Origin of the sequence: Serratia sp. SSNIH1, assembly GCF_002935055.1 — a bacterium.
GTDB lineage: Bacteria > Pseudomonadota > Gammaproteobacteria > Enterobacterales > Enterobacteriaceae > Serratia > Serratia nevei.
The window spans coordinates 267582-280399 of record NZ_CP026383.1 but is presented as its reverse complement, the minus strand read 5'-3'; the positions used below and the strand labels follow the sequence as shown (position 1 = coordinate 280399).

8 protein-coding genes are annotated in these 12818 nt (G+C 60.4%); 4 read left to right on the top strand and 4 right to left on the bottom strand.

Annotated features, from left to right (window positions below; all coding sequences use genetic code 11):
* Positions 1–54: 54 nt before the first annotated feature.
* Together C3F38_RS01325 and yhjD are read right to left on the bottom strand one after the other, a co-directional pair.
* Positions 55–1377: an MFS transporter gene (locus C3F38_RS01325; protein ID WP_038874673.1), complete on the bottom strand. Its 1323-nt coding sequence runs from the start codon at positions 1375–1377 to the stop codon at positions 55–57.
* Between the two features lie 328 nt (positions 1378–1705).
* Positions 1706–2725, bottom strand: a complete 1020-nt coding sequence (gene yhjD / locus C3F38_RS01320) for an inner membrane protein YhjD (protein WP_038874670.1) — start codon at positions 2723–2725, stop codon at positions 1706–1708.
* Positions 2726–3067: 342 nt separating this feature from the next.
* Between yhjD and C3F38_RS01315 the strand changes: the two genes are divergently transcribed.
* Positions 3068–3934 (top strand): crotonase/enoyl-CoA hydratase family protein, encoded by an 867-nt coding sequence (locus tag C3F38_RS01315; RefSeq protein WP_038874666.1) that lies wholly within the window; start codon positions 3068–3070, stop codon positions 3932–3934.
* Positions 3935–3950: 16 nt separating this feature from the next.
* Here C3F38_RS01315 and pdeR read toward each other — a convergent pair whose 3' ends face one another.
* A complete protein-coding gene (gene pdeR, locus C3F38_RS01310; protein WP_047729638.1) occupies positions 3951–5945 on the bottom strand; it encodes a cyclic di-GMP phosphodiesterase in 1995 nt (664 codons plus the stop codon).
* A 535-nt stretch (positions 5946–6480) separates the two neighbouring features.
* Between pdeR and spy the strand changes: the two genes are divergently transcribed.
* Positions 6481–6969: an ATP-independent periplasmic protein-refolding chaperone Spy gene (gene spy, locus C3F38_RS01305; protein WP_038874659.1), complete on the top strand. Its 489-nt coding sequence runs from the start codon at positions 6481–6483 to the stop codon at positions 6967–6969.
* 92 nt (positions 6970–7061) lie between these two features.
* On the opposite strand, the gene C3F38_RS01300 is transcribed toward spy, so the two are convergent.
* On the bottom strand, positions 7062–8279 hold the full coding sequence (locus C3F38_RS01300; protein WP_055315480.1) for a Tm-1-like ATP-binding domain-containing protein: 1218 nt from the start codon (positions 8277–8279) through the stop codon (positions 7062–7064).
* A gap of 250 nt (positions 8280–8529) precedes the next feature.
* On the opposite strand from C3F38_RS01300, the gene C3F38_RS01295 reads away from it, so the two are divergent.
* The gene (locus C3F38_RS01295; protein WP_038874652.1) at positions 8530–9183 is read left to right on the top strand and encodes a TetR/AcrR family transcriptional regulator; all 654 of its coding nucleotides are present in this window, start codon (positions 8530–8532) and stop codon (positions 9181–9183) included.
* A 478-nt stretch (positions 9184–9661) separates the two neighbouring features.
* Positions 9662–12700, top strand: coding sequence for an autotransporter serine protease (locus C3F38_RS01290; RefSeq protein ID WP_055316882.1), 3039 nt, complete (start codon positions 9662–9664; stop codon positions 12698–12700).
* Positions 12701–12818: the final 118 nt, after the last annotated feature.

Sequence of the window (12818 nt, the reverse complement as noted above, 5' to 3'; positions counted from 1 at the left end):
TGACAGGAAACGAACAACGCGTGCGGCCCCCCGCAGTGAGGGGGCCGTAGGGGATCACAGCGACTGGTGGCGGGTTTCTTTCATCAGCAGCAGGGCCAACAGCGTCAGCCCGGCCATCGCCGCCAGGTACATGCCGACGTAGAACAGCCCGTAGTGGGCCGCCAGCCAGGTGGCGATATAAGGCGCCACGGATGCGCCGAGAATAGACGCGACGTTGTAGGAGAACGATGCGCCGGTATAGCGCACTTCGGTCGGGAACAGCTCCGGCAGCAGCGCGCCCATGGGGCCAAAGGTCAGCCCCATGATGCTCAGGCCGCACAGCAGGAAGCCCATCACCAGCGCCTGGTTGCCGGAACCCAGCAGGGTCGGGAACAGGAACGCGAATCCGATCATCAGCAGGGTAATGGCGATCATGGTCTTGCGGCGGCCGAACGCGTCCGCCAGCAGGCCGGCGATCGGTACCATCACGCCGAAACCGATCACCGCCACCATCAACATCCACAGGAAGCTGTTGCGGGAGTAGCCGAGCCCCAACGGCTGCGGCGTGGTGCCGTAGGTCATCGAATACACCGTCATCAGATAAAACAGCGTGTAGGTCGCCAGCATGATGAAAGTGCCGAGTATGGTCGCTTTCAGATGCTTGCTCAGCAGCGTGCCGAGCGGCACTTTCACCTGTTTGCCGGCCTTGGCCACTTTGGCGAACACCGGCGTTTCATGCAGCGACACCCGAACGTACAGGCCAATCAGCACCAGCGCGGCGGAGAGGATGAACGGCACGCGCCAGCCCCATTCCATAAACTGCTGGTCGCTCAGCAGCCAGGAGAGCAACAGGAAGGTGCCGTTGGCGAAGAAGAAGCCGATCGGCGCGCCCAGCTGGGGGAAGGAGCCGTACAGCGCGCGCTTTTTGGCCGGTGCGTTCTCCGTCGCCAGCAGGGCGGCGCCGCCCCATTCGCCACCCAGCCCCAGGCCCTGCCCGAAGCGCGCCAGCGCCAGCAGAATAGGGGCGAAGATGCCGATGGTTTCATAGCTCGGCAGCAGGCCGATCAGCACGGTGGAAATCCCCATAGTCAGCAGCGAGGCGACCAGCGTGACCTTGCGCCCCACGCGATCGCCAAAGTGGCCGAACAGCGCAGAGCCGATAGGGCGCGCGACAAAGGCGACGGCGAAGGTGGCCAGCGATTGCAGCGTCGCGGTGGTCGGGTCGCCCTGTGGGAAGAAGATATGTGGAAACACGATCACCGCGGCGGTGGCATAGATGTAGAAGTCGAAGAACTCGATGGCGGTACCGACCAGCGAGGCGACGATGACTTTCCCGCGGGAGTTCACCGGTGTGGACGCGTCGTCGGCGTCGAGTGGGGGTGCGATGGTGGCTTGCATAATATTTCTTATTGTTGGAAGGGGTAAAAATCCATCTTAGTGACAGCATTCTGCCTTTTCAACGCGGGAACTTTGGACAATGGCCCCACTAACCGGTTAAAAAGACTAATGTTTTATCTGGCTTGTTTTCTGCAGCGTTAAACGTTGAGAAAGGGCTTTCGTGCAGAGGGAATGGCTGTAAAAGCGGCAAAGAAAAGTGAGTGGGCAGTTTGTTATGCTGGTTTTTCGGATCACAAGCCGCGTTATTTAGACGTATTGACTGGTTTTTTAGTTGGTATGTAGAGGAAAGTGCCGGTGTGTGCGATAACACCGGCACGATCGCATGGCTTCAGCGCGCCGGAGGTTCGCGTTCCGGCAACGCTTTGTCGCCTTTGTAGTCGGCGGTGGCGATCCAGGCGGCGCAAAACAGCGTCAAACGGGCGAAGAAGTAGAAGAACGCCATCAGCCCGATCACCGATCCGAAGGCCGCGCCGGAAGGCGACTTCGCCACCTGCGGCAGCGTCATGGTCATCACGAACTTGATCACCTCAAAGCCGATGGCGGCGAGCAAGGTGCCGCGCAGCAGCGCTTTTTTCTTCGGTTTGTGGCGCGGCAGCATCCAGAAAATCCACAGGAACAGCAGATAGTTGGCGAAAATCGAGATCGACAGCGCGATCAGCGTCAGCGCCGGCCGCAGCCATTCGATGCCGCCCAGCCCCAGCGCATTGACGATCGCCGCCTGCGCCGACCCGGCGACCGAGGTCAGCGACAGCGTAATGATCAGCGCGACCACCAGGCCGGTCAGCGAGATGAAGTCGCGGGTGTATTTGAAGTAGATTTTCTCCTGATCCTGCGGATTGCGCTCCCAGACATCGCGCGACTGCGCGCGGATCGCCTCGCGCAGGTTGCCCATCCAGCTGATGCCGGAATAGAGCGCCAGCGCCAGGCCGGTCAATCCCACGGTGGTGCGCTGTTGAATGGCGGTGTTGACGGTGTTCTTCAGCGTGCTGGCCAGCGTCGGATCGCTGATGCTGCCGACGATGCGGTTGATCAAACGGGCCAGCAGATCCGGGTTGGAGGCCAGCACGAAGCCGGCGGCGGCAAACGACACCATCAGGACCGGGATCAGCGAGAGGAATGAAAAATAGGTAATCGCGGCGCCGAACTGGCTACCCAGCCGATCGTTAAAGCGTTCGGCGGCGCGCAGCAGGTGCGCCACGCTTGGCCAGGCTTTGATGCGTTCAATCAGACGTGAAAAACCACCGATGCGGCGGTCGAGGGTCTCATGGCCGGTCTTGATGGCGATAAGCGGCTTCGGCGGCGTGTCTTGTGCGGGCTGGTGGCGTTCCTGGTCTGGTCCTGTAGGCATTACTTCACGATTTCCTTAACGTTAAACGGCATGTTTCAGCGTTGATTATAGCCAAAGCCCCGCAGCGTTTTGAACGCCGGGGCGGCAAACGGTCATTTTCCGAGCTTAGCGCGTTAGCGCCCGGCATGAAATGCCGGGGAGGGGCCGATAGGTAAAATTCCTATGAAAACCCCGTGGCGCCTCGGTTTTTTTCACTTCCCTACCTCCAATTTTTATCTGTTTCGTCGGCGAGAAAGCGTTTACTCATGATGTGGCGTCGCGCTTTTGCCGCCCGCCGCTCCGCTGCAGCCGTAGGGGCTGGAACGGTCTCATCCGTCATCAACAGAAAAACTGGAAGGTCTTATGAAATTGCTTAATCACCCCACCTGTCGTCCGTTTACCGAAGCGGGCAATTTGTCGCAGCTGTCCGCCTACTATGAAGAGGGGCGACACATCATGTGGATGTTGCTGCGCGCTGCGCCGCGCCCCTGCTTTAACCAGGCGCTGATCGAAGACATCATGACGCTGGCGCAGGCGGCGAAGGAGTCTTCGCTGCGGTTCGATTTCTGGGTCACCGGCTCGCTGGTGCCGAACATGTTCAACGTCGGCGGCGATCTGCAGTTCTTCGCCGAAGCGATCAAAAACCGCAAGCGCGAGGCGATGATGGCCTACGCGCGCGCCTGCATCGACTGCGTACATGCGGCGGCGCGCGGTTTCGACACCGGCGCGGTCAGCATTGCGATGGTCGAAGGCAGCGCGCTGGGCGGCGGTTTTGAAGCGGCGCTGGCGCACCATTTCGTGCTGGCGCAGAACAACGCGCGCATGGGGTTTCCGGAGATCGCGTTCAACCTGTTTCCCGGTATGGGCGGTTACTCGCTGGTGGCGCGCAAGGCGGGCATGCGCTTGGCCGAGGAGCTGATTTGGGGCGGCGAGTCGCACACCGCAGAGTGGTTCGAGAGCCGAGGGCTGGTAGACCAGCTGTTCCAGCCCGGCGACGCCTATATGGCGACGCGCACCTTCATAGATACCATCCGGCCGAAGCTCAACGGCATGCGCGCCATGCTGCGGGCGCGCCAGCGCGTGTTGCAGCTGACGCGTTCCGAGCTGATGGACATTACCGAAGACTGGGTGCACTCGGCCTTTACCATTGAGGAAAAAGACCGCGCCTACATCGAGCGGCTGGTGATGTTGCAGGATCGCCATACCCTGAACCTGCGTCGTGCCGGCTAACGTTAACGCGCCCGCCTCACGCGGAGGGTGAGTGCGGGCGGTAGGACTGCAGCCAATGCTCCAGCTGTTCCGGGAGCATTGGCCGCGCAAACAGAAAGCCCTGTTTTTCGTCCACGCCGACCTCGTCGAGGAAGTGGTTTTCGCTCTCGGTCTCCACCCCTTCGGCGATCACCCGGAACGCCAACGCCTCCGCCGCCGCAACGATCGCGCGCACCAACGATTGCGATACCGGGTTGAAATTCACCCCGCGCACGAAGCTTTTATCCAGCTTGATGGCGTCCAGCGGAATACGCGCCAGCTGCGCCAGCGACGAATAGCCGGTGCCGAAGTCGTCGAGATGCACCTGCGCGCCCAGTTCGCGCAGCCGGGTGATCAGCGCGCGTGCGCGATTCTCGTCTTCAATCAGGCTGCTTTCGGTCAACTCGAAGTCCAACAGACAAGGGGCCATGCGGTGACGGCGCAGCACCCCGAGCAGGTCGTTGACGATGCTGTCGTCGGCCAGCTGCCGGGCGGAGAGGTTGACCGCCACCCGCAGATTCAATCCCTGCTCTTGCCACTGCGCCGCCTGGCCGGCGGCGGTCTGCAATACCCATTGCCCCAGCGGGCCGATCAGGCCGGACTCCTCGGCGTAGGAGATGAACTGCAGCGGCGGAATCAGGCCGCGCTCCGGGGAATCCCAGCGCACCAGCGCTTCCACGCTGTGCACTTCACCGCTGCGCGCGTCGATTTTCGGCTGGTAATACAGCACCAGCTGATTTTGCTCCAGGCCTTTGCGCAGATTGGTGTCCAGCCACATGTATTCGGCGACGCGCTTGTTCATCTCCGGCGAGAAGACGGTATAGGTGCGTTTGCCGTGCTCCTTGGCGACGTACATGGCGGTATCGGCGCTGCGGATCAGGCTGTCGAGATCGTTGCCGTGCTCCGGGCACAGCGCGATGCCGATCGAACAGCCGGTATACACCTCAATCAGGCCGATACGGAAAGGGGTTTTCAGCCTGTCGATGATGCGCTGCGCCAGCGTTTGCAGGCGCTCGCGATCGGTTTGCGGCGCCAGCACCAAGAATTCGTCGCCGCCGAGGCGGGCGAGCACCTGGTCCGGGCTCAGGCAGCCGAGGATCGCCAGCGCGACCTCGACCAGCAGCCGATCGCCGAACATATGGCCGTAGGCGTCGTTGACCTTCTTGAAGTTGTCGAGATCGAGGTAGACCAGGCCGAAACTCTCTTCGCCGCGCGTGGCGATGGCGTGATTGATCTTGTCCTGGATCGCGTTACGGTTCGGTAGGCCGGTGATGAGATCGGTGTTGGCCAGCACCCGCAGCCGCTCCTGCGCACGGCGTTCTTCGGTGATGTCGGTACCGGAGCAGATAAGATACACCTCGTTCTTGCCGCTGCCGCTGTGCACGAACTTATTGCGGAACAGGAACAGCCGTTCGCCCTTGACCGTTTTTACCCAGCGTTCCACCTCATAGGACGAACCGTTGCGGAAGAAGCCGGCGATGTTGCGCCGCGAAGCGGCGGCTTCTTCCGGGCTCATAAACAGCTGAAAAACGTTTTTGCCGATCACTTCGTGTTCGCGTAGCCCGGTGTACTCCTCGCTCAGCCGGTTGAAGCGTTGGATGCGGCCGTGCTGATCGACGATCACGATCACCGAGTTGGCTTCGGACACCACCTGCTCGGCGAAGGAGAGGCCGTGCACCAGATCGCGCGCCACGGATAGGGTGTCGCTGAAGGCGGAAGCGGTGCCCGCCCATTCGAGGTTATTGACGCGGCGCCCCACCAGATGCAGATGCAGCGGCTCTCCGGCGAGCGTAATGGTCAGTTCAAGGCTGGCGGTGACGCCGGTCAGGCGGCGGATTTTCGCCGCTTCCATGGCGCTGAGCGCCACCGCGACGTGGGCTTTGCCCTTAACGGCGGACAGCTCCAGGGCATTGCTGTCAAACGCCAGCCGCCAGTGGGGGCTTTGGGTGCCGAAGTGGGCGTTAAGAAGCTCAGGGCCTTGGTCTGCGGGCATGATGATTCCTCAAAAGAGCACGGGCGGCCGGTCAGCACAGCTCCGGGGCAGCCTGTTGGCCCGAAAGTGGTCGCCGTGCGCATCTGTGCATCATATAACAGGTTTTCACAGGCGAGGCGGGTGATGGAAACTATTATATAAGCAATGATTAGTTTTGCGGTGTAAACGTCACCCGGCGGCCGGTTGTCTTAAAGTGTAGGAGAACATCGGATCCTGTGATGTTTGTACCGACCTCCCCGCTATCGGAAAACGGTTGATGCAAGGTTGCCGTGGAGGCGAGTAAATTATAGCGGTGAGGGGAAAGCGGAAAAATAACTCCACCGGGGGGATTTTTACCGGGAAATTAAAATTTCCATCAAATAAACGCCATCTTCATAGTTTTCTCATAATTGGTGAATAAATCCGAGACGGGTTTTAAAAAGTTTACACACCCTCGCATTACTTGAATTTTATCAGCCTATTATTATCTCCGACGACGAATGAGCCTGTTAACGTACAGCGCTCCTGATGAAGAAAAACTTTTAAGGAAATGATTATGCGTAAATTGACGGCTTTATTTATTGCTTCCACGCTGGCTCTGGGTTCTGCTTCTGCGGCGTTCGCTGCAGACACGACGGCACCGGCACCGGATGCGGCGCCGATGAAAATGATGCATCACAAGGGTGAAGGCAAAGGCGGCCCGTTCGCTGGGCTGAACCTGACCGAACAGCAGCGCCAGCAGATGCGCGATATCATGAAAGAGTCGCACCAGAAGCGCGGGCCGGGCATGAAAGAGGAACGCCAGGCGCTGCATAATCTGGTGGCTTCCGACAGCTTTGACGAAGCGAAGGCGAAAGCGCAAATTGACGCGATGGGCAAAGCGCAATCCGAACGCATGCTGGAACGCGCCAAAGCGGAAAATAAAATGTATAACCTGCTGACTCCTGAGCAGAAAAAACAATACAATGAGAATTATCAGAAACGCGAGCAAAAGATGATGGACCATATGAATAAAATGAAGGAGCAGATGTCCTCCGGTCAGTAATATCCGCTCGCGGTGAATAAAAAAGGGCCAGACTATTTGTCTGGCCTTTTTTATTTGGCGTTATCACCGGCAGGTTCTGCAGTGAGTGATAATCATTCCCCGCCGACAATGTGCCGGAACTGTTCGGCAACGGCCTGTGCAAAGCGCGGGTCGTTAATATGATAAGGCGTTTTTATCAGCCGGCGTTTGTCGGTGGCGTATACCGTCTCCTCCAGCGCTTGCGTAAAGGCGGCCAGCGCCGCCGGATCCCAGAACGGTTGCCCCGGCGCATCCAGAGCCGATACGCCCCCTGCCGGGATCACGAAGCGCACTTCGCCCGTACAGGCGTTGATTTTTTCGCCCATCCAACGTCCGATTAACGCGCTTTCCCGCGCGCTGGTGCGCACCAGCGTCACTTGCGGATTGTGATGGTGGCGCAGGCGGTTGGCGTAGCGAGCCGGCACCGTATTCGGCGCGCCGAAGTTGATCATGTCGATCGCGCCGCAGGAGAGCACGCAAGGGATGCCGGTACGCGCGATGGCCCCGAAACGATCTGCATTGCAGGGCAGCACACCGCCAAACAGGTAATCGGCCACTTCGGTGGTGGTCAAGTCGATGGCGCCGTGCAGTTGGCGGCTATCGATCAGTTTTTCCAGCGCTCTGCCGCCGCTGCCGGTGGCGTGAAACGTCAGGCAATCCCATTGCGGCTCAAGGTCGGCAACCAGCGCCTGAATGCAGGGCGTGGTGACGCCAAACATCGTCAGGCCAATCGCGGGCTTGTTGTCGGGATAGTCGATGGCGGCGAAGCGTACTGCCCCGGCTATCTGGCGCGCCGCGTTGCCGAGCACCCGTCGCGAGATGCGGTTCAGACCGGCGAGATCGGTGACCGAATACAGCATGTTGATGTCACTGGCGCCGACATAGGCGGAAACGTCACCCGCCGCCATGCTTGAGACCATTATTTTCGGCAGGCCGATCGGCAGCTGCTGCATGGCCGGCGTGATGATGGCGGTGCCACCGGAGCCCCCCAGGCCAAGCAGGGCGGCAATATCGCGGCGCGTCAGGATAAAGCGTTCGAAAGCCGTCGCCATGGCGGCGATCGCCTGGCCGCGGCTGGCGCAGAAGACCGCGCCGGCGCCTGCCGGATGGTGGCAGGCAACGTCCTCTGGGCTGATATCGGCGGGGGAATCAAACGGCAGGCTACGGGTGGAGAGATCGACGGTTCGCGTAGGTAAATTCAGGGCAGCGAGCAGCCGCCGTACGTACTCCAACTCTTGTCCTTTGGTATCTGCTGTGGTAGCAATATAGACAAAACTTGAAGTATCAATCATGGGGTTTTCCCGAGTGTTTCTAGTTTTTATTTATAAATTATGATGTTATATTTTTATTGGAACCCTGGTGCTGGCTATTAAGTTAAAGTAATTAATGTATTTATATAATGAGACGGCCGTATCATTTTTGCAAGGGTTAGGCGATGCAAAATGGGACTTCTGTCTCATTTTTGAGCTTTTCAACGTGGCCGGCGCTTTGCCGGCAACCGGCCAACAGAGGCATCGTCCCCGGTTGTGCTAGCGTGTGCAGATGCATGAGGTTTATGTGCCGATAGATGCTTTTCCCGTCCCTCTCGATCCTTCTCTGACCTCTGCCCGGGCAAAAACCTACCGTTTGTTGCTGGCCAGCGCGATGGCGCTGTATGACGAAGGCGCGTTTCCTTCGATCACCGAACTGGCGGCGCATGCACAGGTATCGCGTGCGACGGCCTACCGTTACTTTCCGACCCAAAGTGCGCTGATTAGCGCCGTGGTGGCGGAAAGCCTGGGTCCAATCCTGGAATGGCGCCCGCAAGACGATGATGCTTTGAAGCGTATTCAGCAATTACTGAGCTTCGCCTATCCTCAGATGGAGCGGCATGAGGGGGCGCTGCGCGCGGCGTTGCAGCTCTCTTTACAGCAGTGGGCGAACGCGACGCCGGGCGAAAAATTCGTGCGCGGCAACCGCAAGCGTCTGCTGGCGCTGGCGGTAGAACCGTTGCAGGGCAAACTGCCGTCGGACTCTCTGCAGAGAGTGATTCATGCTTTCTCGCTGATTTACGGCTCGGAAGTGTTTCTGGTGTTGAAAGATATCTGGGGCCTGGAGCTGGATAATATTCAGGACGTCACGCAATGGATGGCCAAAGCCATCCTTCGTCAGGCGGAAGAAGACGCGATGAACAGCAAAAAAACATCAGCAGGATAATCCAGTTTTTGCCGATGGCTGAGTGAAAATTCAGCATAATTCACTGAGTGAATATTGGCAAAATTTATAATTAAAAGTGATAAAAGACGCCTGTTAATCACTTTTCAGGCGTTCTGCTTGTTTGTTATTTACTGAATTATGTTCTTATTTATCATAATCATAATATTTTTTCTCTCACCTCATGCCGCGACTTCGGCGCTGGGAGATGTCATTGCCATTTCTTATCCTCCTTCGCCTGATTCACCCCTGAAACTTTCTCTCCTCCCTCCAGACTGCCGGATGACACATTAAGCGCACTTGAGATTGTTGTGCTTTATTTATTTGGTGTTACCAAACTGTTACACAAAAAATCTTATAAAACATTTGCAAACAACAACGGACGGTATCTGGGATGGAGAAGAAACTTAGAGGAGTCAAATCCGCTCGGGCGGCCTTCGGCTGGCCTGAAATCGGCGTTCATCGCGCACAATGGAGTGCGATGCTGATCTGCCTGACGGCGATCGGCGGGGCGCAGGCTGCCAGCTATATAGAGAACGGCCAAGCCGGCGATCCGGCCAGCTGGCGCAGCGCCGAATTCAACGCCAACTGGGGGCTGGGGGCGATCCACGCCGATGAGGCCTACGCCGCAGGCTATACCGGCAAAGGGCAGAAGGTGGGCATTTTCGATACCCCGGTCAACCGCCATCCCGAGTTCGCCGGCGACGGCAAACTGATCAACGTGGTCACCGAAGGCTATCGCGCCTACACCGACCCGCACCGGCCGGGCATTAACGCCGGCGACCGCTTTTACTTCGACGGCACCTTCCACTTCTACAGCGGCTCACAGGGCATGCTGAGCAATCACGGGGTGCATGTCGCGGGCATCAGCGCCGCCAACCGCGATGGCGTCGGCATGCATGGCGTGGCCTTCGATTCGCAGGTGATCAGCGTCGATAACGATAACGACGGCCCGGCCTACGGCGAATTTCTCGGCCTGGACGGCGCCGTCACCAATGCCGGCTGGCAGGCGATGATCAACAGCGGTGCGCGGGTGATCAACAACAGCTGGGGCGTCAGTATTCCCGACTTTCTGTCCGACGGTGGCCGCGATCCTAACGCGCTGCACTTTGAGCTGAAGGATGCGCAGGAACAATTCGATCAGGTCAAACCGCTGCTCGGCAGCCTGGCCGGCGCAGGTTATCAGGGCGCCATCGACGCAGCGCGCAAAAATATTCTGGTGCTGTTCGCCGCCGGCAACGACGGCAACTACAACCAACCGGATGTGATCAGCGGGCTGGCCTACTTCGTGCCGGACATCGCGCCGAACTGGCTGTCGGTTGCCAGCGTGGCGCAGGATGCGGCATCGACCAACAGCGTGCCTTACACCATCAGCAGCTTCTCTTCCCGCTGCGGCTATACCGCCAGCTTCTGCGTCTCGTCGCCGGGCAGCAAAATCTACAGCACCGTGGCCAACGGTTCCGATCCGGCCAACCTGGTGTCGGACTACGGCAATAAAAACGGCACCTCGATGGCGACGCCGCACGTCACCGGCGCGGTGGCGGTGTTGTTGCAGCGCTTCCCGTACATGACCTCGGCGCAGATTGCCGACGTGTTGAAAACCACCGCCACCGACATGGGCGCGCCGGGCATCGATGCGCTCTATGGCTGGGGGATGATCAACCTGGGCAAGGCCATCAACGGTCCGGGCATGTTCTATACCGTCGAGGATATTCCTGCGGAGTTCCGCATCCCGGATCCGACGGGCGTGGCCTATGGCCCGACCCAGTTTGTCGCCAATATTCCGGGGAGGGGCGCCGAGGTGGATGCCGGTACGCTGCACGCCAGGAAATGTGATGACTTCCACTGTGGATGGGAAATCTACTCCAACAACATTACCGGCCACGGCGGCCTGACCAAAGAGGGCGCGGGAACCCTGGAGCTGACCGGCACCAACACCTATGCCGGCCCGACGCTGGTCAATCAGGGGCGGCTGGCAGTCAACGGCTCGGTCACCTCGGCCGTCAGCGTACAGAACGGCGGTATCGTCGGCGGCAGCGGCACGGTCGGTTCGCTGACCGCCCGTCAGGGCGGTACCGTGGCGCCGGGCAACTCGATCGGCACCCTGAACGTGGCGGGCAACGTCAGCTTCGAGCCGGGTTCGCGCTACGCAGTGGAAGTGGGGCCGAACGGCCAGAGCGATCGGATCCAGAGCAGCGGCTCGGCGACGATCGGCGGCGGCGAGGTGGCGGTGACGCTGGAGAACAGCGCCAACCTGCTGACGCAAAGCGAGGTACGCAGCCTGCTGGGCCAGCAGTACACCATCCTGAGCGCGCAGCAGGGGGTGAGCGGGCAGTTTGACGCGGTGGCGCCGAACTACCTGTTCCTCGGCACCGGGCTGAGCTACCAGCCGACCGGGGTGACGCTGAGCGTCGGGCGCAACGGCACGAGCTTCGCCAGCGTGGCACAGACGCCGAACGAGCGGGCGGTGGCGGCGGCGGCGGATGCGCTGGCGGCGGGCAACCCGGTGTACGAGAGCCTGCTCGGCAGCGGCACGGCGGGCGAAGCGCGGCAGGCGTTCCGTCAGCTGTCGGGGCAAATCCATGCGGATATCGCGTCGGCGCTGGTGAACGACAGCCGCTACCTGCGTGAGGCGCTGAACGGGCGTCTGCGTCAGGCGGAAGGGCTGGCGAGCTCGTCGGCCATCAAGGCGGACGAGGGCGGTGCCTGGGCGCAGCTGCTGGGGGCGTGGGACCACGCGTCGGGCGACGCCAATGCCACGGGTTATCAGGCCTCGACCTACGGGGTGCTGGTAGGGCTGGACTCGGCGGCGGCGGCCGACTGGCGGCTGGGGGTAGCGACCGGCTACACCCGCACCTCGCTGCACGGCGGGTACGGGTCGAAGGCGGACAGCGACAACTACCACCTGGCGGCGTACGGCGACAAGCAGTTCGGGGCGCTGGCGCTGCGCGGCGGGGCGGGCTACACCTGGCACCGCATCGACACCAAGCGGTCGGTGAACTACGGAATGCAGTCGGACCGCGACACGGCGAAGTACAGCGCGCGCACCGAGCAGCTGTTCGCGGAAGCGGGTTACAGCGTGCAGGGTGAGTGGCTGAACCTGGAGCCGTTCGTGAACCTGGCGTACGTGAACTTCGAGAACAACGGCATCGCGGAAAGCGGCGGTGCGGCGGCCTTGCGCGGGGATAAACAGCACACGGATGCGACGGTGTCGACGCTGGGCCTGCGTGCGGACGCCGAATGGCAGGTGAGCGCGGGCACGACGGTGGCGCTGCGCAGCGAGCTGGGGTGGCAACACCAGTACGGCGGTCTGGAGCGAGGCACCGGGCTGCGGTTCAACGGCGGCAACGCGCCGTTCGTGGTGGACAGCGTGCCGGTGTCGCGCGACGGGATGGTGCTGAAGGCGGGGGCGGAAGTGGCGGTGAACGAAAACGCCACGCTGTCGCTGGGCTACGGCGGGCTGCTGTCGCAGCACCACCAGGACAACAGCGTCAACGCCGGCTTCACCTGGCGCTTCTGACCTTCAACGGCGATCTCAAGGACAACGGAGCCGGCATGCCGGCTCCGTTTTTATTTGCGGCTGCGGGGTGAGTCCGTATGATGGCGCGGCGCCAGGGCAATAAAAAACCGGGACCCTG

What these genes read in the sequence shown, in the direction of transcription:
- C3F38_RS01290 (WP_055316882.1), top strand. Translation starts at nt 9,662, where the DNA reads ATGCTGATCTGCCTGACGGCGATCGGCGGGGCGCAGGCTGCCAGCTAT.
- C3F38_RS01315 (WP_038874666.1), top strand. Translation starts at nt 3,068, where the DNA reads ATGAAATTGCTTAATCACCCCACCTGTCGTCCGTTTACCGAAGCGGGC.
- spy (WP_038874659.1), top strand. Translation starts at nt 6,481, where the DNA reads ATGCGTAAATTGACGGCTTTATTTATTGCTTCCACGCTGGCTCTGGGT.
- pdeR (WP_047729638.1), bottom strand. Translation starts at nt 5,945, where the DNA reads ATGCCCGCAGACCAAGGCCCTGAGCTTCTTAACGCCCACTTCGGCACC.
- yhjD (WP_038874670.1), bottom strand. Translation starts at nt 2,725, where the DNA reads ATGCCTACAGGACCAGACCAGGAACGCCACCAGCCCGCACAAGACACG.
- C3F38_RS01325 (WP_038874673.1), bottom strand. Translation starts at nt 1,377, where the DNA reads ATGCAAGCCACCATCGCACCCCCACTCGACGCCGACGACGCGTCCACA.
- C3F38_RS01295 (WP_038874652.1), top strand. Translation starts at nt 8,530, where the DNA reads ATGCATGAGGTTTATGTGCCGATAGATGCTTTTCCCGTCCCTCTCGAT.
- C3F38_RS01300 (WP_055315480.1), bottom strand. Translation starts at nt 8,279, where the DNA reads ATGATTGATACTTCAAGTTTTGTCTATATTGCTACCACAGCAGATACC.